The organism is Pseudomonas sp. MONT-RG-20F-20-E-7-02 (assembly GCF_022662395.1).
Classification (GTDB): Bacteria; Pseudomonadota; Gammaproteobacteria; order Pseudomonadales; family Pseudomonadaceae; genus Aquipseudomonas.
On sequence record NZ_JAKNQN010000007.1, the window covers coordinates 85,108 to 111,998 of the forward strand.

A 26,891-nucleotide genomic window follows, 5' to 3' on the forward strand; every position below is an offset into this window, starting at 1 on the left:
TCTAGATCGCATTACGCAGGCTGAGGTTTTCCGGGTGCGGCTGCAGGTAGGCCTGCTGCGCGATGTAGCGATCCGGGTGTTGGCGAAAGTGATGTTTGAGCAGCGTCAACGGCACCACCAGCGGCACGATGCCGTGGCGATACTGGCCAATGACGGTTTGCATTTCCTGTTTGTCATCGGCGCTGATGGCCTGCTTGAGGTAGCCGCTGATGTGTTGCAGCACGTTGGTGTGGGTGCCACGGGTGGCGCACTTTTTCAGCCCGATCATCAACTCGCTGAAATAGCCGGCGGCCAGTTCGTCGAGATCAATGCCCTTGCCCATGCTGCCGAGCAGCTGGCCGAGGCTTTTGTAGTGCGCCGGGCTGTGGGCCATCAACAAGTATTTGTAGCGTGAATGGAAGGCCAGCAGGCGGTGACGGGTGAGGCCTTCGGCGAGCAATTGTTGCCAGCTGGCATACACGAAAACGCGGGTCAGGAAGTTTTCCCGCAGCACCGGGTCATTCAGCCGACCGTCTTCTTCCACCGGCAAGTTGGGGTGACGTGCGCAAAACGCCTGGGCGTAAATGCCACGCCCGCCACCGTCGACGGGCGTGCCATTGTCGCGGTAGACCTTGACCCGCTCCAGGCCGCACGACGGCGATTTCTGCATGAAGATGTAGCCGCACAAATCGGTGTGTTCCTGAGCCATTTGCTGGCCGTAGTCGTCCAGTGGTTGCGTGACGTTCAGCTCGCGGTGCACGGTGCCGACGGCTTGCGGGTGGGCAGGGTCGCCGACCAAGCGAATCGGTTCGCGGGGAATGCCCAGGCCGATGGCGACTTCGGGGCACAGCGGCACGAAGTCGAAGTAGTCGGCGAGGGTCTGGCTGCACAGCAGGGATTGTTTGTGTCCGCCGTTGAAGCGCACGTTTTCGCCCAACAGGCAGGCGCTGATGGCAATCTTCGGTTTGACGGTGCTGGACATGGCCGAACCTCTGCAAAAATTCCTATACAAGCTAGAAGGCTTGTACAACTAAATCTCATCATAGATTTGATGCTGTACAAGTCAAATATTTTGTACAAGTATTTTCAGCGGCACTACTTCCAGCCGATTTTCCAGGCCTCGGCGTTTTGCAGCGTTTGCCAGGCCAGGCGTTCAGCGCGACGCGTCATGACGGCTTGCAGCTCGATTTCGAGCACGGTGCCTTCTTCGTCACGAAACAGTTCGGTGACCAGGAAGTGTTTTTCCTTGTTGCGAGGCGCGGCTGCTGTCCACTTTGACAGCAGCAACTTGGCGGGATTGATGCGGTTCATTGCAGGTGCTCGATCAGGCGTCGCGCGGCTTCCTGGCCGCTGAGCCAGGCGCCTTCGACCCGCCCGGACAGGCACCAGTCGCCACACACGTACAGGCCCAGGTCGGCGTCGGCCAGCACCCCGAATTCATGCGCGCTGGACGGTCGTGCGTAGAGCCAGCGATGCGCCAGGCTGAAGGACGGTGCGGGCATGGCGCTGTGCAGCAGTTCGGCGAAGGCACCGTGCAGGTGTTCGATCACGGCTTCCTTGGGCAGGTCGAGGTGCGCCTTGCTCCAGGTGCTGGTGGCGTGCAGCACCCAGGTGTCGAGGGTGGTGTCGCGCCCCGGTTTGCTGCGGTTGCGCGCCAGCCAATCCAGAGGGCTGTCTTGTACGAAGCAGCCTTCCATGGGCGTATCCAGGGGTTTGTCGAAGGCCAGGGCGATGGCCCAGGTCGGGTCCATTTTCACCCCGGCGGCGGCACTGGCCAGTTTGGGTGCGGCGGCCAGCAGCGCCGTGGCCTGTGGTGCCGGCGTGGCGATCACCACATGGCTGAACGGGCCGTGATTGCCGCCGTCTGCGTCGAGCAGGTTCCAGTGCTGTTTGCCCTGGAACACTTCGGTGATACGGCAACCGAACTCCACCGGCAAATCATCCAGCAACGCACGGGTGATCGCACTCATGCGCGGCGTGCCGACCCAGCGGATCTGCTCATCGGGGGAGGGCGTGAGTTGCCCGGACTTGAAGTTGTAGAGCTGAGGCTTCCACTGCTCGACCCAGCCGTTGCTTTGCCAGCGTTGCACTTCGTTGACGAAGCGCCGGTCGCGGGCGGTGAAGTACTGGGCGCCCATATCCAACGCGCCGGCATCACTGCGCTTGCTGGACATGCGGCCGCCACTGCCGCGGCTTTTATCGAAGAGTTGTACAACGTGCCCCGCGTCTTGTAACGCTCGGGCGGCGGAGAGACCGGCGATGCCGGTGCCGATGATCGCGATGGGAACAGTCATGGGAGGCCTCGTTTTACCGTTGGGTACAGACTACGCCGACGCCCATAGCTGTACAATATTGTTTTTTGGTATAAGTTTTGGCGTACCTGTTCTTACGGCGTGGCCTATGGTTAAACACTGGGCTTCAACCAAAAACTGCGCCGGATTACAAATGATCCCTCTCTATAAAATAGACCAGTGATCGGCGGCGAACGTTACATGAGGAGTGTCCCATGCACATTTTGCTGACCGGCGGTACAGGCTTGATCGGGCGTCAGCTTTGCCTGCGCTGGCTTGCCCAAGGGCATCGCCTGACCGTGTGGAGCCGCGAGCCGGACACCGTCGCCCAATGGTGCGGCCCTGAGGTGTTGGGGGTCGGCCGCTTGCAGGACGTGATCGGCCACGTGGACGCGGTGGTCAACCTGGCCGGCGCGCCCATCGCCGATCGCCCGTGGACCAAAAAACGCAAGGCATTGCTGTGGAGCAGCCGCATCAGCCTCACCGAAACCTTGCTTGCGTGGATGGAAGGCCTGTCGCAGAAACCGGCGGTGTTGATTTCCGGTTCCGCAGTGGGCTGGTACGGCGACGGCGGCGAGCGTGAATTGACCGAAGCCAGCGGCCCGGTGCAGGACGACTTCCCCAGCCAGCTGTGTATCGCCTGGGAAGAAACCGCCCTGCGCGCCGAAGCCATGGGCATTCGTGTGGTGCAGGTGCGCACGGGGCTGGTGCTGGCGGCCAAGGGCGGCTTTTTGTCGCGGCTGTTGCTGCCGTTCAAACTGGGGCTGGGCGGGCCTATCGGCAATGGTCGCCAGTGGATGCCGTGGGTGCATATAAAAGATCAAATCGCCCTGATTGATTTTCTTCTGCACAAGGAAGACGCCCGCGGTCCTTATAATGCCTGCGCGCCACACCCGGTGCGTAACCGCGACTTTGCCAAGACCTTGGGCCAGGTGCTGCACCGCCCTGCGTTTATGCCGATGCCGGCGTTTGCCTTGAAGGTCGGGCTGGGCGAGTTGTCCGGGTTGTTGCTGGGCGGTCAGAAGGCGGTTCCCGAACGGCTGCTGGCGGCCGGTTTCACTTTTCAGTTCACTGAGTTGCATGCGGCCCTGGAAGACTTGTCCAGCCGCCTCTAGCCATAGGATGTTGCATGACGGATCACGCGTTGTTACTGGTCAACCTGGGTTCACCGGCGTCCACTTCGGTGGCCGATGTGCGCAGTTACCTCAATCAGTTCCTGATGGACCCTTACGTGATCGACCTGCCGTGGCCGGTGCGACGGTTGCTGGTGTCGCTGATCCTGATCAAGCGCCCCGAGCAGTCGGCACATGCCTATGCGTCCATCTGGTGGGACGAAGGCTCGCCGCTGGTGGTGCTGAGCCGTCGCCTGCAACAGCAAATGACGGCGCAGTGGACGCAGGGCCCGGTGGAATTGGCGATGCGTTACGGCGAACCGTCCCTTGAAACGACGTTGACGCGCCTCGCCGCCCAGGGCATTGAGAAAGTCACCCTGGCGCCGTTGTATCCGCAATTTGCCGACAGCACCGTGACCACCGTGATTGAAGAAGCCCGGCGCGTGGTGCGCGAGAAAAAGCTCAAGGTGCAGTTCTCGATCCTGCAACCGTTCTACGATCAGCCGGAGTACCTGGATGCGCTGGTGGCGAGCGCCCGGCCGTATGTAGAGCAGGAATACGATCATTTACTGCTGAGTTTTCACGGCCTTCCGGAGCGTCATCTGACAAAGCTCGACCCTACCGGCCAGCATTGTTTCAAAGATGCGGACTGCTGCAAGAACGCCTCGCCGGAGGTGCTTGCTACCTGTTATCGCGCGCAATGCTTCAGCGTCGCCCGGGATTTTGCCGCGCGCATGGGCTTGCCGGAGGGTAAATGGTCGGTGGCGTTTCAATCCCGTCTGGGCCGCGCCAAGTGGATCGAACCCTACACCGAGGCGCGCCTTGAGGCCTTGGCCCAGCAAGGCGTGAAAAAGCTGCTGGTGATGTGCCCGGCATTTGTGGCGGACTGCATCGAGACGCTGGAAGAGATTGGTGATCGCGGGCTGGAGCAGTTCCGTGAAGCGGGCGGCGAGGAGTTGGTGCTGGTGCCGTGTCTTAATGATGATCCGCAGTGGGCGGCGGCGCTGAATACACTGTGCGAGCGCGCGCCGTTGTCACTCTGACCAAGCCAAACGAGGACTAAAGGTGGGAGCTGGCTTGCCTGCGATAGCATCACCTTGGTGTGCCTGATACACCAGGGTGCCTGCATCGCGGGCAAGCCCGACTCCCACGGTGTTTTGTAGTGTTTATTCGTGGTGTGGCTCACCCAGGAATGTCAGCGAGCTGAACAACCCCCGCGTCGCTACATCGGCATTGTCTTTGAGCGGGATCTCCACCTGCGCCGCAATCACATTCAACCCTTCATTCCTCACCAGCACCTGGGCGCGGCCATCCTTGTCGGTCTCGGTGCTCAAGGTGTTTGGCGCATTGCGATAATCGCCCACCAACTTGATCCCCGCCGCCGGCTTGCCATCCAGCAGCACCCGCACCGGCAGTGAATGGCCCGGCCCTACGGTCAGCGGGTCGACTTCCGGCAGGATCAGCAGCTTGATTTGATCCAGCTTCGGCAACTTCGCCCCCGGCTGGTAAATCGCCAGGCTGTACTTGAACGTCTGCGTTGATTGAATGGCTCCCGGTACGTGGCTGCGGCCCTGGTTAATCCACTGCTTGTCCGGCGTTTGCGACCACATGCCGTTGTCCAGGGCCACGGCTAACACGGCGGGCGCTTTGAGCGGCTTGAGGCGTGCGTGGTCGGCCAGGCGCTCCACGGTGACCGGAATCATCCTGGCGCTGGCGTCATACGCCCAGGCGCCGCTGATTTTTTGCGCCTTGAAGGCGTTGTCCTCGGCACCGTGGCCGTAGATCACTTCGATATTGCCGCGCCGTTGTTCGGTCCACAGGCCGTGGGCAGAGACGTGGCTGGCAAACAGCAGGCCGAGCACGGCCAGGGATTTCAGGGCTTGCATGGGGGCATCCTTTTATAGATTGAGGGTCAGGCTGACGGTGACGTTGCGCGGCTCGCCGGGTGTGACCCAGTAATTGCTGTAGGAGCGCTCGTAGTACTTTTCGTCAAATACGTTGTTGAGGTTCAGGCCCACGGTGACGTTGTCGCTGGCCTTGTAATGCGCCAGCAGGTCGACGGTGTGGTAAGCGGGCAACTCAAACCGACTGCCGGCTTCGCCGGAGCGATCGCCAACGTAGGTGAACGCCGCACCCAGGTCCGAACCGCGAAACAGGCCATCCTGAAACTCATACACACCCAACAGACTGCCGCTGCGCTTGGCCACGCCAAGAATGCGGCTGCCGGTGGGGATGGCTTTGTCACCCTTGGTCACTTCGGCATCGATGTAGGCGAAGGCGCCGATGACCCTTACGGCGTCAGTCAATTGCCCGGTCAGTTGCAGGTCGAAACCCTGGCTGCGTGCCTTGCCCATGGCGCGGTTGGTGTCGGTGGCCGGGTCCAGGGCCAGGACGTTTTGCTTGTCGATATGGAAGGCGGCGAGGGTGGTGCTCAAGCGGTCGTCGAACAGCTCGCTCTTGATCCCCACTTCATAGCCCACGCCTTCTTCCGGCTTGAAGGATTTGCCGCCGGCGTCCAGGCCGTTGTTGGGCTTGAACGAGGTTGAGGCGTTGGCGAACACCCCGACTTGCGGGGTGAGCTGGTAGAGCAAACCGGCGCGCTGGGTAAGGGCGTCGTGGGTTTGCCGGCTTTTGGCGTGGTTGCGGGCGAAGTCATCGGTGCTTTGTTCGACGTGTTCAAAGCGCGCGCCAAGCATACCGCGCAGGCGGTCGGTGAAGACGATCTGGTCCTGCAGGTTCAGCGCCTGGCTTTTCGTCTGTTCGAAGAAGTCGGTGCCGGTGCGTGCGCCGTTGGGTTTGGCCTGGCCATAGACCGGCTTATAGATGTCGATGGGGTAGAGGCTGCCGCCGATGGCCGTCACGCGTTCCTTTTTGCGGTAGTCCTCGTACTCGGTGCCGATCAACAGTTCGTGCTGCCAACTGCCGATGTCGAACAACCCGCGCAGTTCCAGCTGGGTAATGCTGTCGTGCCAACCGCTGGAGCGTTCGCGGTAGCGGCGGTTGACGGTATGGCCGTCGACGTTCAGCGCGCGGCTTTCCGAGGCGTCGCCCCACAGGCTGCCCTGTTTGTAGTGGCTGGCGAGGCGCAGTTGCCAGGCGTCGTTGAGGTGATGTTCAAGGGCCGCCTGGAGGCGGTTGTTGTGGTTGCGGATGTTGCCGTCGTTGGGCTCGCCGAGGAAGGTGGAGCGCGACATACCGCGCGGCGCGACAATGCCGCGGTCGAAGGTTGAGCTGTGGCGTACGAATTCGCTTTCCACTAACAGGCGCGTGTCCGGGCTCAACTGCCAACTGAACGATGGCGCGACGAAGACGCGCTGGGCATCCACGTGATCGCGAAAGCTGTGGTTGTCTTCCACTGCCAGGTTGACCCGCGACAGCACGCGGCCTTCGCTGTCCAGCGGGGTGTTTACGTCCAGCGCGGTGCGATAGCGGTCCCAACTGCCGGCGCTGGTTTGCACGGTGGTGAAGGCTTGCGGTTGGGGTTTCTTGGTGACGATATTCACTGTGCCGCCCGGATCGCCGCGCCCGTACAGGCTGGCAGCGGGGCCTTTGAGCACTTCAATGCGCTCGATGTTGGCGGCGTCCGGCGTGCTCGGGTAGCCACGGTTGGCGCTGAAACCGTCCTGGTAGAACTCAGAGGTGGTGAAGCCGCGCACGCTGTATTCGTAAAGCGTCAGGCCGCCGAAATTGTTTTGCTTGGACACGCCGCCAGCAAATTCGAGCGCGCGCTCCACGCTGGTGCTGCCCAGGTCCTTGAGTACTGTGGCGGGAATTACGCTGATGGATTGCGGGATGTCGCGCAGAGCGGTGTCAGTCTTGGTCGCGCTGGCCGAGCGGGTGGCGCGGTAGCCTGTGACCGGGCCGGTGGCGGATTCATAAGCGTCGGAGGTGACGCTGATGGTGTCCAGTTCTACGGTGTTGTCTTCAGCGTAGGCGGGGTCGAGCAGCAAACCCAGGGCCAGGCCAGCCATGGGGGCAATTCTTCGAGACGGCATGATAGAGCGTTCCAATGTCTATATTGAAACAATATAACATGACTAATGAGAATGGATTTCTTTTGAAATATTAGGTTACAGGAGCCCGCGAACGGGCTCCCAACACTGTTATTCCTCTTCTTTCACCGGCGCCGGTGGTGGGCGCAAGCCGATTTCCGCCAGCAGCTTGATCTCTTTACCGTTGCGCATCACCTGGATCGCCACCTTGTCGGTCGGCTTGATCCGCGCCACCTGGTTCATCGACTTGCGGCCATCACCGGCCGGTTCGCCATCGATGCTGAGGATCACATCGCCCAACTGCAGGCCGGCTTTCTGCGCCGGACCGTCGCGGAAGATACCGGCGACCACGATGCCTGGGCGTCCGGTCAGGCCGAACGACTCAGCCAACTCTTTAGTCAGCGGCTGTACTTCAATGCCCAGCCAGCCGCGAATCACCTGGCCGTGCTCGATGATCGACTTCATCACTTCCATCGCCAGCTTCACCGGGATCGCAAAACCGATGCCCTGGGAGCCGCCGGACTTGGAGAAAATCGCGGTGTTGATGCCGGTCAGGTTGCCATTGGCATCCACCAACGCGCCGCCGGAGTTGCCCGGGTTGATCGCCGCGTCGGTCTGGATAAAGTCTTCGTAGCTGTTGAGCCCCAACTGGTTACGCCCGGTGGCGCTGATGATGCCCATGGTCACCGTCTGGCCGACGCCGAACGGGTTGCCGATGGCCAGCGCCACATCACCGACGCGCAGCCCTTCGGAGCGGCCGATGGTGATCGACGGCAGGCTCTTCAAATCGATTTTCAGCACCGCGAGGTCGGTTTCCGGATCGCTGCCGACCACCCGGGCCAGGGTTTCGCGGCCGTCGCGCAAGGCCACCACAATCTGGTCGGCGCCGGTGGTCACGTGGTTGTTGGTGAGGATGTAGCCTTCCGGGCTCATGATCACCCCGGAACCAAGGCTTGATTCCATGCGGCGCTGCTTGGGCCCGTTGTCGCCGAAATAGCGGCGAAATTGCGGGTCTTCAAACAACGGGTGCGCCGGTTTGTTGATGACTTTGGTGGTGTACAGGTTGACCACCGCGGGCGCGGCGATGACCACGGCGTCGGCGTAGGTCACCGGACCTTGCACCACCGAGCTGCTTTGCGGGGCTTGTTGCAGGTTCACATCCAGGCTGGGTAAGCCCACCCACTGGGGATAACGCTGAATAATCAGCATCGCGATCAGCACGCCAGCCAACAATGGCCATCCAAAAAAACGCAGTGCCTTGAGCATCAAGTAAGTCCTGACAGGTTGCAGGGGGCGGGAGAGCGCCCATAATGTCGCGCATTATACGAGGCTGCGAGCGCCTCGGAACGGGATATTTAGGAGTCTTTTATGGCCGTCCCCCTTACCACCCTCGTCGAGGAAGCGGACCGCTACCTCGGCAGTGCAAAAATTGCCGATTATTGCCCCAATGGCCTGCAGGTCGAGGGTCGCCCGCAGGTGATGCGCATCGTCAGCGGCGTGACCGCCAGCCAAGCCCTGCTGGACGCCGCCGTCGAGGCCCAGGCCGACTTGGTGCTGGTGCACCACGGTTATTTCTGGAAAGGCGAAAACCCGTGCATAACCGGCATGAAGCAGCGCCGCCTGAAAACCCTGCTTAAACACGACATCAGTTTGCTCGCCTATCACCTGCCGCTGGACCTGCACGCCGAGGTGGGCAATAACGTGCAACTGGCCCGCCAACTGGACATCACCGTCGAAGGCCCGCTGGACCCGAGCAACCCGAAAATCGTCGGCCTGGTCGGCTCCCTCGCCGAGCCGTTGTCGCCTCGCGACTTTGCCCGCCGTGTGCAGGACGTAATGGGCCGCGAGCCACTGCTGATCGAAGGCAGCGAAATGATCCGCCGTGTCGGCTGGTGCACCGGCGGTGGCCAGGGCTACATCGACGACGCGATTGCGGCCGGCGTCGACCTGTACTTGAGCGGCGAAGCCTCCGAGCAAAGCTTCCACAGCGCGCGGGAAAACGACATCAGTTTCATCGCCGCCGGGCACCACGCCACTGAGCGCTACGGTGTCCAGGCGTTGGGCGATTACCTGGCCCGACGGTTTGCCCTGGAACACCTTTTCATCGATTGCCCGAACCCGATCTAGGCCTCGCCGCAGGCCCAATGTGGGAGCTGGCTTGCCTGCGATGCGAGCAACTCGGTACATCTGGCACACCGGGTGGATGCCATCGCAGGCAAGCCAGCTCCCACACAAGCCAGCTCCCACCGCTGGGCGAGTTTCACGCCAAACCCAGTGGCATATTCATATACCGTTTCGATCTAGCCAGCTCCCTGAATAGAAGCAGGTGCTGTGCTAGCATGCCTCGCTCGAACACGGCCCGCTGGCCGTCCATAAGATCGTTTTTCCGTGAGTAGCCATGGTCGACAAACTGACGCATCTGAAACAGCTGGAGGCGGAAAGCATCCACATCATCCGCGAGGTCGCCGCCGAGTTCGACAACCCGGTGATGCTCTACTCGATCGGTAAAGACTCCGCCGTGATGCTGCATCTGGCGCGCAAGGCTTTCTTCCCGGGCAAGCTGCCGTTCCCGGTGATGCACGTCGACACCCGCTGGAAATTCCAGGAGATGTACAAGTTCCGCGACAAAATGGTCGAAGAGCTGGGCCTGGACCTGATCACCCACGTCAACCCGGATGGCGTGGCGCAGGGCATCAACCCGTTCACCCACGGCAGTGCCAAGCACACCGACATCATGAAAACCGAAGGCCTCAAGCAGGCCCTGGACAAGCATGGTTTCGACGCAGCCTTTGGCGGTGCCCGTCGCGATGAAGAGAAATCCCGCGCCAAAGAGCGTGTGTACTCGTTCCGCGACAGCAAGCACCGCTGGGACCCGAAAAACCAGCGCCCGGAGCTGTGGAACGTCTACAACGGCAACGTCAACAAGGGTGAGTCGATCCGTGTGTTCCCTCTGTCCAACTGGACCGAGCTGGACATCTGGCAGTACATCTACCTCGAAGGCATCCCTATTGTGCCGCTGTATTTTGCCGCCGAGCGCGATGTGATCGAAAAGAACGGCACGTTGATCATGATCGACGACGACCGCATCCTCGAGCACTTGTCCGACGAAGACAAAGCCCGAATCGTCAAAAAGAAAGTACGTTTCCGTACCCTTGGCTGCTACCCGTTGACGGGCGCGGTGGAGTCCGAAGCCGAGACGCTGACGGACATCATTCAGGAAATGCTCCTGACGCGAACTTCCGAGCGCCAGGGCCGCGTCATCGACCACGATGGTGCAGGCTCGATGGAAGATAAAAAACGTCAAGGCTATTTCTAAGGGGCTGTCATGTCGCACGTATCTGATTTGATCAGCGAGGACATCCTCGCCTACCTGGGCCAGCACGAGCGCAAGGAAATGTTGCGCTTCCTGACCTGCGGCAACGTCGACGACGGCAAGAGCACCCTGATCGGGCGCCTGCTGCACGACTCCAAGATGATCTACGAAGATCACCTGGAAGCCATCACCCGCGATTCGAAGAAGTCCGGCACCACTGGTGACGACATCGACCTGGCCTTGCTGGTCGACGGCCTGCAGGCTGAGCGCGAGCAGGGCATCACCATCGATGTTGCCTACCGCTACTTCTCCACCGCCAAGCGCAAATTCATCATCGCCGACACCCCCGGCCATGAGCAGTACACCCGCAACATGGCCACCGGTGCCTCTACCTGTGACCTGGCGATTATCCTGATCGACGCCCGCTACGGCGTGCAGACCCAGACCCGTCGCCACAGCTTTATTGCTTCGCTGCTGGGTATCAAGCACATCGTGGTGGCCGTCAACAAGATGGACATCAATGGTTTTGACCAAAGCGTGTTCGAGCAGATCAAGGCCGATTACCTGAAGTTCGCCGAGGGCATCGCGTTCAAGCCGAGCACCATGGCGTTCGTACCGATGTCGGCGCTCAAGGGCGACAACGTGGTGAACAAGAGCGAGCGTTCGCCTTGGTACACCGGCCAGTCGCTGATGGAAATTCTCGAAAGCGTCGAGATCGCCAACGACCGCAACTACACCGACCTGCGTTTCCCGGTGCAGTACGTCAACCGTCCGAACCTGAACTTCCGTGGTTTCGCCGGCACCCTGGCCAGCGGCATCGTGCACAAGGGCGACGAAGTCGTGGTGCTGCCGTCGGGCAAGAGCAGCCGCGTCAAATCCATCGTCACCTTTGAAGGTGAGCTGGAACACGCCGGCCCAGGCCAGGCTGTGACCCTGACCATGGAAGACGAGATCGACATCTCCCGTGGCGACCTGCTGGTGCATGCCGACAACGTGCCGCAAGTGACCGACGCCTTCGACGCCATGCTGGTGTGGATGGCCGAAGAACCGATGCTGCCGGGCAAGAAATACGACATCAAGCGCGCCACCAGCTACGTACCGGGTTCCATCACCAGCATCGTGCACCGCGTGGACGTGAACACCCTGGCCGAAGGCCCGGCGAGTTCGCTGCAATTGAACGAGATCGGCAGGGTCAAGGTCAGCCTCGACGCCGCCATCGCGCTGGACGGCTACGACAGCAACCGCACCACCGGTGCGTTTATCGTCATCGACCGGTTGACCAACGGCACCGTGGCTGCGGGCATGATCATTGCGCCGCCGGTCAATCATGGCGGTTCAGCGCAGCACGGCAGCCTTGCTCATGTCGCCACCGAAGAGCGTGCTCTGCGCTTTGGCCAGCAGCCGGCCACCGTGTTGTTCAGCGGCCTGTCGGGGGCGGGCAAAAGCACCTTGGCCTACGCGGTTGAACGCAAGCTGTTCGACATGGGCCGTGCGGTATTTGTGCTGGATGGCCAGAACCTGCGTCACGACCTGAACAAGGGCTTGCCGCAGGACCGCGCCGGGCGTACCGAGAACTGGCGTCGTGCCGCTCACGTGGCGCGCCAGTTCAACGAAGCCGGCCTGCTGACCCTGGCTGCGTTCGTCGCCCCGGATGCCGAAGGCCGCGAACAGGCCAAGGCGCTGATCGGTGCCGACCGCCTGCTCACCGTTTACGTGCAAGCCTCGCCGCTGGTGTGCGCCGAGCGTGACCCGCAAGGCTTGTACGCTGCCGGCGGGGATAACATCCCGGGCGAATCCTTCCCGTACGACGTGCCGTTGAATGCCGATCTGGTGATCGACACCCAGGCCCTGTCGCTGGAAGACAGCGTCAAGCAAGTGCTGGAACTGTTGCGCCAGCGCGGCGCGATCTAAACCTCGCCGCCATAAAAAAGCCCGCCACCGATTACTCGGTGGCGGGCTGATCGTTCCCATGCTCTGCGTGGGAATGCCGCTCTGGACGCTCTGCGTCCGCTCCTGAAGTCGTGACGCGGAGCGTCACCGGAAGCATTCCCCACGCGGAGCGTGGGAACGATCATCTGGCAGGGAAATCTGTGTGCAGCTTGTCCAGCAACGCATCCTTGTCTTCCCACAGCTGGTTGATCCAGCCCTGAAACGCCAACCGATACTCCCCATCCTGTTCATAATTCTTGCCGATAAACCCGGCCGGAATCTGCACCTCTTCAAAGTGCACCACCACGTCCTTCACATTCCCACAGAGCAAATCCCAATACCCCGGGCGCCCGGCAGGGTAGTGAATCGTCACGTTCACCAGTGATTTCAACTGCTCACCCATGGCATCCAGTACAAACGCGATCCCGCCGGCCTTGGGCTTGAGCAAATAGCGAAATGGGGATTTCTGCTGGGCATGCTTGCCCGGCGTAAACCGTGTGCCTTCGGCAAAATTGAATATGCCCACCGGGTTGTCGCGAAACTTCGCACAGGTCTTGCGCGTGGTTTCCAGGTCTTTGCCTTTCTTCTCCGGGTGCTTCTCCAAGTAGGCCTTGGTGTAGCGCTTCATGAAAGGGAAGCCCAACGCCCACCACGCCAGGCCGATCACCGGCACCCAGATCAACTCCTGCTTGAGAAAGAACTTCAGCGGGCGAATGCGTCGATTGAGCACGTACTGCAGCACCATGATGTCCACCCAACTCTGGTGGTTACTGGTCACCAGGTATGAGTGCTGATAGTCCAACCCCTCAAGACCAGTCAGGTGCCAGCGCGTGCGGCGTACCAGGTTCATCCAGCCCTTGTTGTTGGTGACCCAGGCTTCATGGGTGTGGTTCATCAGCCATTCACTGAAGCGCTTGGCAAACGGCAGCGCCTTGAACAGCGCGACGATAAACAGAAACGAGCACAGCAGGATCGTGTTCAGCGCCAACAACAAGGACGCGATCACCCCGCGCACGGCGGCAGGTAGAAAATCCAGCATTTAGATATCCATAGGTCGGTTGGCGGCTTGAATCGCAGTCAGTGCGATGGTGTAAACGATGTCGTCGACCTGGGCGCCGCGCGGCAGGTCGTTCACCGGTTTGCGCAGGCCTTGCAGCATCGGGCCCAGGCTTACGCAATCGGCGCTGCGTTGCACGGCTTTGTGCGTAGTGTTGCCGGTGTTCAGGTCCGGGAACACAAACACCGTGGCTTTGCCGGCGACCAGGCTGTTGGGCGCCAGCTGCCGTGCGACGGTTTCGTTGGCGGCGGCGTCGTACTGCAACGGCCCGTCGATCAGCAGCGAGCTTTGCTGTTCGTGGGCGAGCAGGGTGGCTTCACGAACTTTTTCCACTTCTTCGCCACTGGCCGAGTCACCGCTGGAATAGCTGATCATCGCCACGCGCGGGGTAATGCCGAACGCGGCAGCCGAGTCGGCGCTTTGCAGGGCGATTTCCGCGAGTTCGGCCGCGCTCGGGTGCGGGTTCATCACGCAGTCGCCGTATACCAGCACCTGCTCGGGGAACAACATGAAGAACACCGACGACACCAGGGTGCAGCCCGGCGCCGTTTTGATCAGTTGCAGGGCAGGGCGGATGGTGTTGGCAGTGGAGTGAATGACGCCGGAGACCAGGCCGTCCACTTCGTCCAGCGCGAGCATCATGGTGGCGATCACCACGGTGTCTTCCAGTTGCTGCTCGGCCATCGGCGCGTTGAGGCTCTTGCTCTTGCGCAGGGCGACCATCGGTTCGACATAACGCTGGCGAATCAGGTCCGGGTCGAGAATTTCCAGGCCTTCGGGCAACTCGATGCCCTGGGCGCGGGCGACGGCTTCCACGTCCGCCGGTTTGGCCAGCAGCACGCAACGGGCAATGCCGCGTGCCTGGCAGATGGCGGCCGCTTGCACGGTCAATGGCTCGCTGCCTTCGGGCAACACAATGCGTTTGTTGGCGGCTTGGGCGCGCTGGATCAGTTGATAACGGAATACGGCGGGCGACAGGCGCATCTCCCGTGGCGTGCCGCAGCGTTGGTGCAGCCAGCGCGCATCGAGGTGGCTGGCGACAAAGTCAGTGATGATTTCCGCGCGTTCGCGGTCATCAATCGGGATCTCTTTGTTCAGGCTGTTGAGCTGATTGGCGGTGTCGTAGGAGCCGGTGCTCACCGACAGTACTGGCAGCCCGGCCTGGAACGCGCCGCGGCACAGATCCATGATGCGTGGGTCGGGCAGCGTGTCGCTGGTCAGCAACAGCCCGGCCAGCGGTACACCGTTGATTGCGGCCAGGCTGACCGCGAGGATGATGTCGTCGCGGTCGCCTGGGGTAACCACCAGCACGCCGGGTTTGAGCAGCTCCACGGTGTTACGCATGGTGCGGGCACAGATAATGATCTTGGTCATGCGTCGGCTTTCATAATCGCCGGCGTTGAGGATCTGTGCGCCCATCAGGTCAGCCACGTCGCGGGTGCGCGGCGCGTTGAGTTCGGGCTGGTAGGGGATGCAGCCGAGCAGGCGGAAGTCACCGCTGCGCAACAGGGGCGAATGCTCTTTGAGGCGCGCCGAGAAGGCTTCCATGCTTTCGTCGGTGCGCACTTTATTGAGGATTACGCCCAGCACTTTCGGGTCTTTGGGGCCGCCGAACAGTTGGGCCTGCAATTCCACGCGGCCGGAGAGCTCGGTCAGCACTTCGTTTTCCGGCGCCGACACCAGGATCACTTCGGCATCGAGGCTCTTGGCAAGGTGCAGGTTGACCCGCGCCGCATAGCTGGCGCTGCGGGTCGGCACCATGCCTTCGACGATCAGCACGTCCTTGCCCACAGCGGCTTGCTGGTACAGGGTGATGATTTCTTCGAGCAGCTCGTCGAGCTGGCCGTCGCCGAGCATGCGCTCAACATGGGCCAGGCCCAGCGGTTGTGGCGGTTTCAGGCCGTGGGTGCGCGCCACCAGTTCGGTGGAGCGTTCGGGGCCGGTGTCGCCCGGGTGCGGCTGGGCAATCGGTTTGAAGAAGCCGACTTTCAGCCCGGCCCGTTCAAGAGTACGCACCAGCCCAAGGCTGATGGAGGTCAGACCCACACCAAAATCGGTGGGCGCGATAAAAAAAGTCTGCATGCGAATTCTCTGGAGGTGCATGGCTTCGGTGGCGCTCTATGGCTGAGCACCTACCGGGAATCAGACGCCAAGGTTATCGTTATTCGCGCTGTTGCGCACACCAGCCGCACGCAAAGGGTTGGCCTATTTTTTCAAGGCGTTGCGCGGGGTCGAGTACCCAGCCGCGGGACTGCCAGGGCGGCTGGTGGCGCAGGTGTTGGGTGTGGCCGCAGGACAGTTCGGCAACCCAGTGAAGGTCGTCGTCCTGCCGAAAGCCGATGATGAAGGATGCCGTTGATCGGCCCCGTCTGTCCGGGTTGTGTTCGCTTTCGGGCAAATCCTTGTTTAGACTTGTCCGTTCTTCATTCTTATGCAAAAGGTCTCGCCCCATGACGATCGCCGCTAACAAGGCTGTCTCCATCGACTATACCCTGACCAACGACGCTGGTGAGGTCATCGACAGCTCCGCCGGCGGCGCGCCGCTGGTCTACCTGCAAGGCGCAGGTAACATCATCCCGGGCCTGGAGAAGGCTCTGGAAGGCAAGAACGTCGGTGACGAACTGACCGTCGCCGTAGAACCTGAAGATGCTTACGGCGAATACTCCGCCGAACTGGTCAGCACCTTGAGCCGCAGCATGTTCGAAGGCGTTGACGAGCTGGAAGTGGGCATGCAGTTCCACGCTTCCGCGCCGGACGGCCAAATGCAGATCGTCACCATCCGCGACCTGGACGGCGACGACGTGACTGTCGACGGTAACCACCCCCTGGCTGGCCAGCGCTTGAACTTCCAAGTGAAGATCGTTGCCATCCGCGATGCTTCCCAGGAAGAAGTGGCCCACGGCCACGTCCACGGTGAAGGCGGTCATCACCATTGATTGTGGTTTGATCAATAGGTAGCAAAACGCCCCGACTGGTTCGGGGCGTTTTTTTTGCCTTGAAAATGCACCGCAGCCCAAATGTGGGAGCGGGCTTGCCCGCGATAGCGGTGTATCAGCCAGGTATTCGGTGACTGACACACTGTCATCGCGGGCAAGCCCGCTCCCACAAGGAGAGCTGTGGTGATTCTGTAGGCAAACAAAAATGCCCCGCACCTTTCGGTACGGGGCATTTCTTAACTGTTACGCAACCTGGGTTACGCGGCAGTTGTTACCACTTAGGCTGCTGCAGCGACGTTCAGAGCCTTGATGTGGCCATTCAGGCGGCTCTTATGACGAGCGGCCTTGTTCTTGTGGATGATGCCTTTATCGGCCATACGGTCGATAACTGGCACGGCCAGAACGTAAGCAGCTTGGGCTTTTTCAGCGTCTTTGGTGTCGATGGCTTTAACTACATTCTTGATGTAGGTACGAACCATGGAACGCAGGCTGGCGTTGTGGCTGCGACGCTTCTCAGCCTGTTTTGCACGTTTTTTGGCGGAAGGTGTGTTGGCCACCGTCGAGCTCCTCGAAAGACTTTTTAGGAAATAGCAAACAAAATAGGCCGCGAATCATGCCGATGACTTGATGGGTTGTCAAGGGCGGCTGATGCGAACTGCTGAGTGGTCGATCTGAAGAGGCGGGTGATTTATTTCCGGCGCTTGACCTGTAAACTCGCGAGCTTTGGCTCTGTGCTGTTGCAGGCGCGCAGTATCGCATAAGTGGGCGCTTTGTTCGCCTGCTCTTTATCTATAGGCGCAAACTCTTTCAATGAATCTGCTCAAATCGTTGGCTGCCGTCAGCTCTATCACGATGATCTCCCGGGTTTTGGGGTTCGTGCGTGACACCCTGCTGGCGCGCATTTTTGGCGCCAGCATGGCCACTGATGCGTTCTTTATTGCCTTTAAATTGCCCAATCTGCTGCGGCGAATCTTTGCCGAAGGCGCATTTTCCCAAGCGTTCGTGCCGATCCTGGCCGAATACAAGACCCAGCAGGGCGAAGAAGCCACCCGCACCTTTATTGCCTATGTTTCCGGCCTGCTGACCCTGGTACTGATGCTGGTGACCATCGCCGGCATGCTCGCTGCGCCCTGGGTGATCTGGGCCACGGCTCCCGGTTTCGCCAATACCCCGGAAAAATTCGCGCTGACCACTGACCTGCTGCGGGTGACCTTTCCTTATATATTGCTGATTTCCCTGTCGTCCCTGGCCGGTGCGATCCTCAACACTTGGAACCGCTTCTCGGTGCCGGCCTTCGTGCCGACATTGCTGAACGTCAGCATGATTATTTTCGCGCTGTTCCTCACGCCGTACTTCGATCCGCCGGTGATGGCCCTGGGCTGGGCCGTGCTGGCCGGTGGCCTGGCGCAATTGCTGTACCAGCTGCCACACCTGAAAAAGATCGGCATGCTCGTGCTGCCGCGCCTGAACCTCAAGGACACCGGCGTCTGGCGCGTGATGCGCAATATGCTGCCGGCGATCCTTGGCGTTTCGGTCAGCCAGATTTCGCTGATCATCAACACCGCCTTCGCCTCGCTGCTGGTTTCAGGCTCGGTATCGTGGATGTATTACGCCGACCGTCTGATGGAGCTGCCGTCCGGCGTACTTGGCGTAGCGTTGGGCACGATTCTGCTGCCGACCCTGGCGCGCACCTACGCCAGCAAAGACCGTCAGGAATACTCGCGCATTCTCGACTGGGGCCTGCGCCTGTGCTTCATGCTGGTGCTGCCGTGCTCCCTGGCCTTGGGGATTCTGGCCGAGCCGTTGACCGTCTCGCTGTTCCAATACGGCCAGTTTGACGCGCATGACGCACTGATGACCCAGCACGCGCTGGTCGCTTATTCCGTCGGGCTGCTCGGTATTATCGTAATCAAAGTGCTGGCCCCAGGCTTTTACGCCCAGCAGAACATCCGCACGCCGGTCAAAATCGCGATTTTCACGCTGATCGTCACGCAACTGCTCAACCTGGTGTTTATCGGCCCGCTCGCCCACGCTGGCCTGGCGTTGGCGATCAGCGCCGGCGCCTGCATCAATGCCGGCCTACTGTTTTATCAGCTGCGCAAGCAGCAGATGTACCAACCGCAGCCGGGCTGGGGCATGTTTGCCCTCAAGTTGCTGGTGGCGGTTGCGGCCATGTCGGCGGTCCTGCTCGGCTTGATGCACTTTATGCCGGCCTGGGACCAGGGCCATATGCTGGAGCGCTTCATGCGCCTGGGTGTGTTGGTGGTCGCAGGCGTGGTGGTGTACTTCGGGATGTTGCTGCTGCAGGGTTTCCGACTGCGGGATTTCAATCGCAAGTCGTTGGGATAGAGAGTTTGCCGCGATAAAACGGTTGTTTTATCGATTCGATCCATTTGGCCTGCGCTGTTGCCTGTCGTCCGGGGCTGGGTGTGGTTATAATCGACCACTTTATGAGCAAGAAGCGCGTTATGCAGCTGGTTCGAGGTCTCCACAACCTGCGCCCCGAGCATCGGGGCTGCGTCGCCACTATTGGCAACTTTGACGGTGTTCACCGTGGCCACCAGGCTATCCTGGGCCGGCTGCGTGAACGCGCGGTCGAGTTGGGCGTGCCCAGCTGCGTGGTGATTTTTGAGCCGCAGCCACGGGAATTCTTTACCCCTGAAACGGCGCCGGCACGTTTGGCGCGTTTGCGCGACAAGCTGCAGTTGCTGGCGGAAGAGGGCGTAGACCGTGTGCTTTGCCTGGCCTTCAACCAGCGTTTGCAAAGCCTCAGCGCCGCCGAGTTCGTCGACCGTATTCTGGTGGATGGCCTGGGCGTACAGCACCTGGAGGTCGGCGACGACTTCCGTTTCGGTTGCGACCGCGTCGGGGATTTTGACTTTCTGCAGCACGCCGGCGTGAATCAAGGTTTTACCGTCGAAGCCGCGCAAACCGTCGAACTGGACGGCCTGCGCGTGAGCAGTACCCAGGTGCGTAACGCCCTGGCCGCTGCCGACTTCGCCTTGGCCGAGCGCTTGCTCGGTCGCCCGTTCCGCATTGCCGGGCGGGTATTGCACGGTCAGAAGCTGGCGCGCCAACTCGGTACGCCAACCGCCAACGTGCAACTCAAGCGCCGTCGTGTGCCACTGACCGGGGTTTACCTGGTGAGCGTCGACATCGACGGCCAATCGTGGCCGGGAGTCGCCAACATAGGCGTCAGGCCCACGGTTGCAGGTGATGGCAAGGCCCACCTGGAAGTTCACCTTTTGGATTTTGCCGGTGATTTGTATGACCGGCGTTTGACGGTGGTTTTCCACCAGAAGCTGCGTGAAGAGCAGCGTTTCGCCTCCCTTGAGGCGTTGAAAACGGCGATCAATGCGGATGTCGCCGCCGCCCGTGCACTAGCCGCACCTAGCGCCCATCGCTAACCGAAGAGCCTTAAATGACCGACTATAAAGCCACGCTAAACCTTCCGGACACCGCCTTCCCAATGAAGGCCGGCCTGCCACAGCGCGAACCGCAGATCCTGCAGCGCTGGGACAGTATTGGCCTGTACGGAAAGTTGCGCGAAATTGGCAAGGATCGTCCGAAATTCGTCCTGCACGACGGCCCTCCTTATGCCAACGGCACGATTCACATCGGTCATGCGCTGAACAAAATTCTCAAGGACATGATCCTGCGCTCGAAAACCCTGGCGGGTTTCGACGCGCCTTATGTTCCGGGTTGGGACTGCCACGGCCTGCCGATCGAACACAAAGTCGAAGTGACTTACGGCAAGAACCTTGGCGCGGATAAAACCCGCGAACTGTGCCGTGCCTACGCCACCGAGCAGATCGAAGGGCAGAAGTCCGAATTCATCCGCCTGGGCGTGTTGGGCGAGTGGGACAACCCGTACAAGACCATGAACTTCAAGAACGAGGCCGGAGAGATCCGCGCCTTGGCCGAAATCGTCAAGGGTGGCTTCGTGTTCAAGGGCCTCAAGCCTGTGAACTGGTGCTTCGACTGCGGTTCGGCCCTGGCCGAAGCGGAAGTCGAGTACGAAGACAAAAAGTCCTCGACCATCGACGTGGCCTTCCCGGCTGCCGACGACGCCAAGCTGGCCGAAGCCTTTGGCCTGGCATCGCTGGCCAAGCCGGCCGCCATCGTGATCTGGACCACCACACCGTGGACCATCCCGGCCAACCAGGCGCTGAACGTGCACCCGGAATTCACCTATGCCCTGGTGGACGTCGGTGACCGCCTGCTGGTGCTGGCCGAGGAAATGGTCGAAGCCTGCCTGGCACGCTACGAACTGCAAGGTTCGGTGATCGCCACCACCACCGGCACCGCGCTGGAGCTGATCAACTTCCGTCACCCGTTCTATGACCGTCTGTCGCCGGTGTACCTGGCCGACTACGTCGAACTGGGTTCGGGTACTGGTGTGGTTCACTCCGCACCGGCCTACGGCGTTGACGACTTTGTGACCTGCAAAGCCTACGGCATGGTCAACGACGACATCCTCAACCCGGTGCAGAGCAATGGCGTGTACGCGCCGTCGCTGGAGTTCTTCGGCGGCCAGTTCATCTTCAAGGCTAACGAGCCAATCATCGATAAGCTGCGAGAAGTCGGTTCGCTGCTGCACACCGAAACCATCAAGCACAGCTACATGCACTGCTGGCGCCACAAGACCCCGTTGATCTACCGCGCCACTGCGCAGTGGTTTATCGGCATGGACAAAGAGCCGACCAGCGGCGACACCCTGCGTGTGCGCTCGCTCAAAGCCATCGAAGACACCAAGTTCGTCCCGGCCTGGGGCCAGGCGCGCCTGCACTCGATGATCGCCAACCGCCCGGACTGGTGCATCTCCCGTCAGCGTAACTGGGGCGTGCCAATCCCGTTCTTCCTGAACAAGGAAAGCGGTGAGCTGCACCCACGCACCGTCGAACTGATGGAAGTCGTGGCCCAGCGTGTTGAGCAGGAAGGCATCGAAGCCTGGTTCAAGCTGGACGCCGCCGAGCTGCTGGGCGACGAAGCGCCGCTGTACGACAAGATCAGCGACACCCTCGACGTGTGGTTCGACTCCGGCACCACCCACTGGCACGTGCTGCGCGGTTCGCACCCGATGGGTCACGAAACCGGCCCGCGTGCCGACCTGTACCTGGAAGGCTCGGACCAACACCGTGGCTGGTTCCACTCCTCCTTGCTCACCGGCTGCGCCATCGACAACCACGCGCCGTACCGCGAACTGCTGACCCACGGCTTCACCGTCGACGAGACGGGCCGCAAGATGTCCAAGTCGCTGAAAAACGTGATCGAGCCGAAAAAGATCAACGACACCTTGGGCGCCGACATCATGCGTCTGTGGGTAGCGTCGACCGATTACTCGGGCGAAATCGCCGTGTCGGACCAGATCCTGGCCCGTAGCGCCGATGCCTACCGCCGTATCCGTAATACCGCACGCTTCCTGCTGTCGAACCTGACCGGTTTCAACCCGGCCACCGACATCCTGCCGGCCGAGGACATGCTCGCCCTGGACCGCTGGGCCGTGGACCGTACCCTGTTGCTGCAGCGTGAGTTGCAGGAACACTACGGTGAATACCGTTTCTGGAACGTCTACTCGAAGATCCACAACTTCTGCGTGCAGGAGCTGGGTGGTTTCTACCTCGACATCATCAAGGATCGCCAGTACACCACCGGCGCCAACAGCAAGGCACGCCGTTCGGCGCAGACCGCGCTGTACCACATCTCTGAAGCGCTGGTGCGCTGGATCGCGCCGATCCTGGCCTTCACCGCCGATGAACTGTGGGAATACCTGCCGGGCGAGCGTAACGAATCGGTCATGCTCAACACCTGGTACGAAGGCCTGACCGAACTGCCGGCCGACTTCGAACTGGGCCGCGAGTACTGGGAAGGCGTGATGGCCGTCAAAGTGGCGGTGAACAAGGAGCTGGAAGTTCAGCGTGCGGCCAAGGCCGTCGGTGGCAACCTGCAAGCCGAAGTCACCCTGTTTGCCGAGGAAGGCCTGAGCGCCGACCTGGCCAAGCTGAGCAACGAATTGCGCTTCGTGCTGATCACCTCGACCGCCAGCCTGGCACCGTTTGCCCAGGCGCCTGCGGACGCCGTGGCCACCGAAGTACCGGGCCTCAAGCTGCAAGTGGTCAAGTCGGCCTTCCCTAAGTGCGCCCGTTGCTGGCACTGCCGTGAAGACGTTGGCGTGAACCCTGAGCATCCGGAAATCTGCGGTCGTTGCGTGGACAACATCAGCGGTGCCGGCGAGGTTCGCCACTATGCCTAACACCAGCCGTTTCGGACGTCTGGGCTGGCTCGTGCTGAGCGTGCTGGTGCTGGTCATTGACCAGCTCAGCAAGGCTCATTTCGAAGGCGCCTTACAGATGTACCAGCAGATTGTGGTCATTCCTGACTACTTCAGCTGGACCTTGGCTTACAACACCGGCGCGGCCTTCAGCTTCCTCGCCGACAGCTCCGGCTGGCAGCGCTGGCTGTTCGCGCTGATCGCCGTGGTGGTCAGTGCCGTGCTGGTGGTCTGGCTCAAACGCCTGGGCCGCGATGACACCTGGCTCGCCATCGCCCTGGCCTTGGTGCTGGGCGGCGCCCTGGGTAACCTTTACGACCGCATTGCCTTGGGCCATGTGATCGACTTTATCCTGGTGCATTGGCAGAACCGCTGGTACTTCCCGGCGTTCAACTTTGCCGACAGCGCCATCACCGTCGGTGCAATCATGCTGGCGTTGGACATGTTCAAAAGCAAGAAAACCGGAGAGACCGTCAATGACTGATCAGGTATTGGCTGAGCAACGCATCGGCCAGAACACGGAAGTCACTTTGCACTTCGCACTGCGCCTGGAGAACGGCGACACGGTCGACAGCACCTTCGACAAAGCCCCGGCGACCTTCAAGGTCGGCGATGGCAACCTGCTGCCGGGTTTCGAAGCGGCACTGTTCGGTTTCAAGGCCGGTGACAAGCGCACCCTGCAGATTTTGCCGGAAAATGCTTTTGGCCAGCCCAACCCGCAAAACGTACAGATCATCCCGCGTTCGCAGTTCCAGGACATGGACCTGTCGGAAGGCCTGTTGGTGATTTTCAACGATGCGGCGAATACCGAGCTGCCCGGCGTGGTGAAAACCTTCGATGACGCGCAAGTGACCATCGACTTCAACCACCCGTTGGCCGGTAAAACCTTGACGTTTGACGTCGAAATCATCGACGTTAAAGCGCTCTGATCAACGACGCTGGCTCCTGTGGGGCTGGTTTATGTGGGCGCTGGCTTGCCTGCGATAGCATCACCTCGGTGTACCTGATACACCCAGTCGTCTGCATCGCGGGCAAGCCCGGCTCCCACAGAGGCTCACTCCTGTAGAGTTGAGTCGATCCAATTTCTTGCCCTGCAAGACACGAGGCACAGCATGCAAATCAAACTCGCCAACCCCCGTGGCTTCTGCGCTGGTGTGGACCGGGCGATCGAAATCGTCAACCGCGCCCTGGAAGTCTTCGGGCCGCCGATTTACGTGCGCCATGAAGTCGTCCATAACAAATTTGTGGTTGAAGACCTGCGCGCGCGCGGTGCCATCTTTGTCGAAGAACTCGATCAGGTGCCGGACGACGTCATCGTCATCTTCAGCGCCCACGGGGTTTCCCAGGCCGTGCGCACCGAAGCTGCCGGCCGTGGCCTGAAAGTATTCGATGCCACCTGCCCGCTGGTCACCAAGGTGCACATCGAAGTCGCGCGTTACAGCCGCGACGGCCGTGAATGCATCCTGATCGGCCACGCCGGTCACCCGGAAGTCGAAGGCACCATGGGCCAGTACGACGCCAGTAATGGTGGCGCGATCTACCTGGTGGAAGACGAAAAAGACGTCGCCAACCTGCAAGTGCAAAACCCAGAGCGCCTGGCCTTTGTCACGCAGACCACCTTGTCGATGGACGACACCAGCCGCGTAATCGATGCCCTGCGCACGCGATTCCCGGCCATCGGTGGCCCGCGCAAAGACGACATCTGCTACGCCACGCAAAACCGCCAGGACGCGGTCAAGCAACTGGCGGACGAATGCGATGTGGTACTGGTCGTCGGCAGCCCCAACAGCTCCAACTCCAACCGCCTGCGCGAGCTGGCTGAACGCATGGCCACGCCCGCGTACCTGATCGACGGCGCTGAAGATATGCAGCGCAGCTGGTTCGACGGCGTCGAGCGTATCGGCATCACCGCGGGCGCTTCGGCTCCTGAAGTGCTGGTGCGCGGCGTGATCCAGCAACTGCAGGCCTGGGGTGCCACGGGCGCCGATGAGTTGGCCGGTCGTGAAGAGAACATCACGTTCTCGATGCCCAAGGAGCTGCGGGTTCGCTCGCTGCTCTGAGTGCCTAGGTGCCGGAGTCCTTCCGGCACAGCGCCTGCTCGGTGGTGTCGCTGCGCAGGCTGATGCGCCCGCTGGGGGCAAGTACTACCTGAAACAGGCTTTGCGCCTGGCCCGTGTCGCACACATGCACGGTGCCTGCGCGGAAACCTCCGGCTGAAAATATCGGTTCGCCCAAGCCGCTGAAGCGCACCTGGCTCTTGACCGGCCCATTCCCGACAATCGGTATTTTTCCGCTGTCCTGTCGTTCCAACAGCACGGGGTTGTTGTCGTCCGAGTGGCCGCGTCCGCTTTCGTCCACGATCACTCGCCAGCCCAGGCTCCAGTCCTCCTGCCGTGCATGAATGACCACCGCACGATTGCGCGCAATCGCCTCGGTGCGGGCGTAGCGCAGCCCGCTGGCCAGCGACTGCGCAGCGGTTTGTCGTTGCTGCGACTCAAGCAAACCCCTGAAACCCGGCACTGCCAGGTTCGCCAGGATGCCACTCAGAAGCAGGCTCAGCAGCAGTTCAATCAGGGTGAAGCCGCATTGTCTCATGTGCCGTCCCTCCGTGGACGTAGTCAGTGTTTCAGGTGATAGGCCTAGGTATAGCGCCTCTCTCCGGGTGTGCAGTGATGGCCTTTATGTCCAAAGTATTTCCCTTTGTTCCGAGAGCAGCGCCAGCCCAAAACCGACGCTAGTCTTGGGCCGCACAGCAGGTTTCTCCTGCTTTTTTTCGGCCTTCGACACGGATGACGACGGTAATGCTTGTTTGCCCCAACACAAACGCTGCCCGTGCTTTGCCCCGGCGCCAATCCGGCATGACACTGATCGAGGTACTGGTGGCTGTGCTGATTCTTGCCGTTGGCCTGCTGGGCGCGGCGGTTATCCAGCTCAATGCACTCACCTACACCGACAGCTCAAGGATGATCAGCCAGGCCAGCTTCATTGCCTACGACATGCTCGACCGCGTTCGGGCCAACTCGGGTGCCGATTACTCAGGGGGCCGAAACGAAGGGGGCCGAAACGAAGGTGGGCCGCCCAGTACGGCTACCGCCAGCGTCCGTGACCTGGACCTGCATGATTTCGAAGCCAATATCATCGGCTTTGCCGGTGCGAGCGCCAAAGGCTCTGTGGTGGTCAGCGGCAGCGAGGTCACCGTGAGTATCAGTTGGGATGATGCCAGGGCAGCGAAAAGCCGCGGCGCGCGGGAAACCTTCACCCTCACCAGCCGCATTGCCGGCGCGCGGGAGGTGGCGCAATGAGTCGCTGTGCGCGGGGTTTCAGCCTGGTGGAGTTGTTGCTGGCGCTGGCTATCGGGTTGGTGCTGATACTCGGGGTCAGCCAGGTCGTCATCAGCGCACGGGCCACCCATGCCAGCCAGCAGGCCGCCATGTTGCTGCAGGATGATGCGCGGTTTGTGCTGGGCAAGATCATTCAGGATGTGCGCCAGGCGGGCATGTTTGGCTGCCTGGCGACGGCCTATATCGATAACGCACCGGCCGCGTTTGAGTGGCCGGTCAGATGGAGTACCGCAGGGAGCGCCAGGTCACTGACGCTGGTCACCGCCGATTCGGGAGGCGAGGGCGGCAAGCCCGACTGGACGGTGCTCTCCGATTGCACCGGTACAGCCCAGGCGTATGCGGGCAGCTCGCCACCACCGGCGCCTGGGCAGATCCGGTTTGCGCTACGCCAGCTCACGTACACCTTTGAAGCCGGGCAGTTGAAGGTCAGTACACCCGCAGCGCCGGCCAGGACGGTGCTGGTGGATAACGTTCAGGCGTTCGACATCAGTTTTGGTCTAGCGGCCAAGCCCGGCGCAACGCGGGTGGTGCGCTATGACGCCAGCCCGGCGGACGAATCGTTGATACGCAGCGTGCGCATCCACATGACGCTGCGAGACCCGGCCGGGCGTGTTCAGGACCAGGTCTACAGCGTCGTGGCCGCGCTGCGCAATCGGCTGGGGTAGGGTGA

General features: G+C 61.1%; 25 protein-coding genes. 14 read left to right on the top strand and 11 right to left on the bottom strand.

The features are described from left to right. Window position 1 precedes the first annotated feature (1 nt). From L8I05_RS20475 to L8I05_RS20485, 3 genes are all read right to left on the bottom strand, one after another. Window positions 2–961, bottom strand: coding sequence for a DUF523 and DUF1722 domain-containing protein (locus L8I05_RS20475; RefSeq protein ID WP_242171268.1), 960 nt, complete (start codon window positions 959–961; stop codon window positions 2–4). 113 nt (window positions 962–1,074) lie between these two features. Further along, complete coding sequence (locus L8I05_RS20480) at window positions 1,075–1,290, bottom strand: TIGR02450 family Trp-rich protein (protein WP_159954085.1); 216 nt, start codon at window positions 1,288–1,290, stop codon at window positions 1,075–1,077. Next, the gene (locus L8I05_RS20485) at window positions 1,287–2,273 is read right to left on the bottom strand and encodes an NAD(P)/FAD-dependent oxidoreductase (protein WP_159954086.1); all 987 of its coding nucleotides are present in this window, start codon (window positions 2,271–2,273) and stop codon (window positions 1,287–1,289) included. The genes L8I05_RS20480 and L8I05_RS20485 overlap by 4 nt, the downstream gene beginning before the upstream one ends. A gap of 212 nt (window positions 2,274–2,485) precedes the next feature. Between L8I05_RS20485 and L8I05_RS20490 the strand changes: the two genes are divergently transcribed. Continuing rightward, window positions 2,486–3,385, top strand: a complete 900-nt coding sequence (locus tag L8I05_RS20490) for a TIGR01777 family oxidoreductase (RefSeq protein WP_159954087.1) — start codon at window positions 2,486–2,488, stop codon at window positions 3,383–3,385. 14 nt (window positions 3,386–3,399) lie between these two features. Next, window positions 3,400–4,425, top strand: a complete 1,026-nt coding sequence (hemH, locus tag L8I05_RS20495; protein ID WP_242171270.1) for a ferrochelatase — start codon at window positions 3,400–3,402, stop codon at window positions 4,423–4,425. Between the two features lie 123 nt (window positions 4,426–4,548). Here the strand turns inward: hemH and L8I05_RS20500 are convergent, their stop codons facing one another. The 3 genes from L8I05_RS20500 to algW form a co-directional block, all read right to left on the bottom strand. Further along, a complete protein-coding gene (locus L8I05_RS20500; RefSeq protein ID WP_242171272.1) occupies window positions 4,549–5,268 on the bottom strand; it encodes a DUF4198 domain-containing protein in 720 nt (239 codons plus the stop codon). 12 nt (window positions 5,269–5,280) lie between these two features. After that, on the bottom strand, window positions 5,281–7,377 hold the full coding sequence (locus L8I05_RS20505; RefSeq protein WP_277931847.1) for a TonB-dependent siderophore receptor: 2,097 nt from the start codon (window positions 7,375–7,377) through the stop codon (window positions 5,281–5,283). A gap of 108 nt (window positions 7,378–7,485) precedes the next feature. Beyond that, on the bottom strand, window positions 7,486–8,640 hold the full coding sequence (gene algW, locus L8I05_RS20510) for a Do family serine endopeptidase AlgW (protein WP_177016570.1): 1,155 nt from the start codon (window positions 8,638–8,640) through the stop codon (window positions 7,486–7,488). Between the two features lie 102 nt (window positions 8,641–8,742). On the opposite strand from algW, the gene L8I05_RS20515 reads away from it, so the two are divergent. From L8I05_RS20515 to cysN, 3 genes are all read left to right on the top strand, one after another. Further along, on the top strand, window positions 8,743–9,501 hold the full coding sequence (locus tag L8I05_RS20515) for a Nif3-like dinuclear metal center hexameric protein (RefSeq protein WP_242171277.1): 759 nt from the start codon (window positions 8,743–8,745) through the stop codon (window positions 9,499–9,501). Between the two features lie 271 nt (window positions 9,502–9,772). Next, window positions 9,773–10,690: a sulfate adenylyltransferase subunit CysD gene (gene cysD / locus L8I05_RS20520; protein WP_017137614.1), complete on the top strand. Its 918-nt coding sequence runs from the start codon at window positions 9,773–9,775 to the stop codon at window positions 10,688–10,690. Window positions 10,691–10,699: 9 nt separating this feature from the next. After that, the gene (cysN, locus tag L8I05_RS20525) at window positions 10,700–12,598 is read left to right on the top strand and encodes a sulfate adenylyltransferase subunit CysN (protein ID WP_242171279.1); all 1,899 of its coding nucleotides are present in this window, start codon (window positions 10,700–10,702) and stop codon (window positions 12,596–12,598) included. Window positions 12,599–12,758: 160 nt separating this feature from the next. Here cysN and L8I05_RS20530 read toward each other — a convergent pair whose 3' ends face one another. From L8I05_RS20530 to L8I05_RS20540, 3 genes are all read right to left on the bottom strand, one after another. Continuing rightward, window positions 12,759–13,655 carry an acyltransferase gene (locus L8I05_RS20530; protein ID WP_242171282.1) on the bottom strand — a complete coding sequence of 299 codons (897 nt, stop codon included), beginning with the start codon at window positions 13,653–13,655 and terminating at the stop codon, window positions 12,759–12,761. Beyond that, complete coding sequence (pta, locus tag L8I05_RS20535; protein ID WP_197625309.1) at window positions 13,656–15,755, bottom strand: phosphate acetyltransferase; 2,100 nt, start codon at window positions 15,753–15,755, stop codon at window positions 13,656–13,658. A 79-nt stretch (window positions 15,756–15,834) separates the two neighbouring features. Then, window positions 15,835–16,125 carry a DUF3565 domain-containing protein gene (locus L8I05_RS20540; RefSeq protein WP_347341233.1) on the bottom strand — a complete coding sequence of 97 codons (291 nt, stop codon included), beginning with the start codon at window positions 16,123–16,125 and terminating at the stop codon, window positions 15,835–15,837. Between L8I05_RS20540 and L8I05_RS20545 the strand changes: the two genes are divergently transcribed. Next, window positions 16,124–16,609: a peptidylprolyl isomerase gene (locus L8I05_RS20545; protein ID WP_003188398.1), complete on the top strand. Its 486-nt coding sequence runs from the start codon at window positions 16,124–16,126 to the stop codon at window positions 16,607–16,609. The two genes, L8I05_RS20540 and L8I05_RS20545, sit on opposite strands and share 2 nt — an antisense overlap. Before the next feature lie 278 nt (window positions 16,610–16,887). On the opposite strand, the gene rpsT is transcribed toward L8I05_RS20545, so the two are convergent. Continuing rightward, window positions 16,888–17,166 (bottom strand): 30S ribosomal protein S20, encoded by a 279-nt coding sequence (rpsT, locus tag L8I05_RS20550; RefSeq protein WP_003171647.1) that lies wholly within the window; start codon window positions 17,164–17,166, stop codon window positions 16,888–16,890. A 253-nt stretch (window positions 17,167–17,419) separates the two neighbouring features. Between rpsT and murJ the strand changes: the two genes are divergently transcribed. From murJ to ispH, 6 genes are all read left to right on the top strand, one after another. Continuing rightward, window positions 17,420–18,958: a murein biosynthesis integral membrane protein MurJ gene (murJ, locus tag L8I05_RS20555; RefSeq protein WP_242171287.1), complete on the top strand. Its 1,539-nt coding sequence runs from the start codon at window positions 17,420–17,422 to the stop codon at window positions 18,956–18,958. Window positions 18,959–19,077: 119 nt separating this feature from the next. Further along, window positions 19,078–20,016: a bifunctional riboflavin kinase/FAD synthetase gene (gene ribF, locus L8I05_RS20560; RefSeq protein ID WP_064450635.1), complete on the top strand. Its 939-nt coding sequence runs from the start codon at window positions 19,078–19,080 to the stop codon at window positions 20,014–20,016. Between the two features lie 14 nt (window positions 20,017–20,030). Beyond that, the gene (ileS, locus tag L8I05_RS20565; protein ID WP_242171289.1) at window positions 20,031–22,862 is read left to right on the top strand and encodes an isoleucine--tRNA ligase; all 2,832 of its coding nucleotides are present in this window, start codon (window positions 20,031–20,033) and stop codon (window positions 22,860–22,862) included. Further along, window positions 22,855–23,364, top strand: a complete 510-nt coding sequence (lspA, locus tag L8I05_RS20570) for a signal peptidase II (RefSeq protein WP_106578588.1) — start codon at window positions 22,855–22,857, stop codon at window positions 23,362–23,364. Before ileS ends, lspA begins: the two co-directional genes overlap by 8 nt. Window positions 23,365–23,371: 7 nt before the next feature. Next, window positions 23,372–23,809 carry an FKBP-type peptidyl-prolyl cis-trans isomerase gene (gene fkpB / locus L8I05_RS20575; protein WP_010213263.1) on the top strand — a complete coding sequence of 146 codons (438 nt, stop codon included), beginning with the start codon at window positions 23,372–23,374 and terminating at the stop codon, window positions 23,807–23,809. A 183-nt stretch (window positions 23,810–23,992) separates the two neighbouring features. Then, on the top strand, window positions 23,993–24,940 hold the full coding sequence (gene ispH, locus L8I05_RS20580) for a 4-hydroxy-3-methylbut-2-enyl diphosphate reductase (RefSeq protein WP_083360219.1): 948 nt from the start codon (window positions 23,993–23,995) through the stop codon (window positions 24,938–24,940). Window positions 24,941–24,944: 4 nt separating this feature from the next. Here the strand turns inward: ispH and L8I05_RS20585 are convergent, their stop codons facing one another. Then, complete coding sequence (locus tag L8I05_RS20585) at window positions 24,945–25,475, bottom strand: GspH/FimT family protein (protein WP_242171292.1); 531 nt, start codon at window positions 25,473–25,475, stop codon at window positions 24,945–24,947. Between the two features lie 206 nt (window positions 25,476–25,681). Here L8I05_RS20585 and pilV point away from each other — a divergent pair, with 206 nt between their 5' ends. Next, window positions 25,682–26,182: a type IV pilus modification protein PilV gene (pilV, locus tag L8I05_RS20590; RefSeq protein WP_242171294.1), complete on the top strand. Its 501-nt coding sequence runs from the start codon at window positions 25,682–25,684 to the stop codon at window positions 26,180–26,182. Next, the gene (locus tag L8I05_RS20595; protein WP_242171295.1) at window positions 26,179–26,886 is read left to right on the top strand and encodes a prepilin-type N-terminal cleavage/methylation domain-containing protein; all 708 of its coding nucleotides are present in this window, start codon (window positions 26,179–26,181) and stop codon (window positions 26,884–26,886) included. Before pilV ends, L8I05_RS20595 begins: the two co-directional genes overlap by 4 nt. Window positions 26,887–26,891 lie beyond the last annotated feature (5 nt).

Excerpts from the sequence above, each read along its gene's own strand:
- ileS (WP_242171289.1), top strand. The coding sequence starts at position 20,031 with ATGACCGACTATAAAGCCACGCTAAACCTTCCGGACACCGCCTTCCCA.
- L8I05_RS20475 (WP_242171268.1), bottom strand. The coding sequence starts at position 961 with ATGTCCAGCACCGTCAAACCGAAGATTGCCATCAGCGCCTGCCTGTTG.
- L8I05_RS20540 (WP_347341233.1), bottom strand. The coding sequence starts at position 16,125 with ATGGGGCGAGACCTTTTGCATAAGAATGAAGAACGGACAAGTCTAAAC.
- cysD (WP_017137614.1), top strand. The coding sequence starts at position 9,773 with ATGGTCGACAAACTGACGCATCTGAAACAGCTGGAGGCGGAAAGCATC.
- pilV (WP_242171294.1), top strand. The coding sequence starts at position 25,682 with ATGCTTGTTTGCCCCAACACAAACGCTGCCCGTGCTTTGCCCCGGCGC.
- murJ (WP_242171287.1), top strand. The coding sequence starts at position 17,420 with ATGAATCTGCTCAAATCGTTGGCTGCCGTCAGCTCTATCACGATGATC.
- algW (WP_177016570.1), bottom strand. The coding sequence starts at position 8,640 with ATGCTCAAGGCACTGCGTTTTTTTGGATGGCCATTGTTGGCTGGCGTG.
- L8I05_RS20505 (WP_277931847.1), bottom strand. The coding sequence starts at position 7,377 with ATGCCGTCTCGAAGAATTGCCCCCATGGCTGGCCTGGCCCTGGGTTTG.
- hemH (WP_242171270.1), top strand. The coding sequence starts at position 3,400 with ATGACGGATCACGCGTTGTTACTGGTCAACCTGGGTTCACCGGCGTCC.
- ispH (WP_083360219.1), top strand. The coding sequence starts at position 23,993 with ATGCAAATCAAACTCGCCAACCCCCGTGGCTTCTGCGCTGGTGTGGAC.
- L8I05_RS20585 (WP_242171292.1), bottom strand. The coding sequence starts at position 25,475 with ATGAGACAATGCGGCTTCACCCTGATTGAACTGCTGCTGAGCCTGCTT.
- lspA (WP_106578588.1), top strand. The coding sequence starts at position 22,855 with ATGCCTAACACCAGCCGTTTCGGACGTCTGGGCTGGCTCGTGCTGAGC.
- L8I05_RS20530 (WP_242171282.1), bottom strand. The coding sequence starts at position 13,655 with ATGCTGGATTTTCTACCTGCCGCCGTGCGCGGGGTGATCGCGTCCTTG.
- L8I05_RS20515 (WP_242171277.1), top strand. The coding sequence starts at position 8,743 with ATGGCCGTCCCCCTTACCACCCTCGTCGAGGAAGCGGACCGCTACCTC.
- pta (WP_197625309.1), bottom strand. The coding sequence starts at position 15,755 with ATGCAGACTTTTTTTATCGCGCCCACCGATTTTGGTGTGGGTCTGACC.
- L8I05_RS20490 (WP_159954087.1), top strand. The coding sequence starts at position 2,486 with ATGCACATTTTGCTGACCGGCGGTACAGGCTTGATCGGGCGTCAGCTT.
- ribF (WP_064450635.1), top strand. The coding sequence starts at position 19,078 with ATGCAGCTGGTTCGAGGTCTCCACAACCTGCGCCCCGAGCATCGGGGC.
- L8I05_RS20480 (WP_159954085.1), bottom strand. The coding sequence starts at position 1,290 with ATGAACCGCATCAATCCCGCCAAGTTGCTGCTGTCAAAGTGGACAGCA.
- L8I05_RS20595 (WP_242171295.1), top strand. The coding sequence starts at position 26,179 with ATGAGTCGCTGTGCGCGGGGTTTCAGCCTGGTGGAGTTGTTGCTGGCG.
- L8I05_RS20485 (WP_159954086.1), bottom strand. The coding sequence starts at position 2,273 with ATGACTGTTCCCATCGCGATCATCGGCACCGGCATCGCCGGTCTCTCC.
- L8I05_RS20500 (WP_242171272.1), bottom strand. The coding sequence starts at position 5,268 with ATGCAAGCCCTGAAATCCCTGGCCGTGCTCGGCCTGCTGTTTGCCAGC.
- cysN (WP_242171279.1), top strand. The coding sequence starts at position 10,700 with ATGTCGCACGTATCTGATTTGATCAGCGAGGACATCCTCGCCTACCTG.
- L8I05_RS20545 (WP_003188398.1), top strand. The coding sequence starts at position 16,124 with ATGACGATCGCCGCTAACAAGGCTGTCTCCATCGACTATACCCTGACC.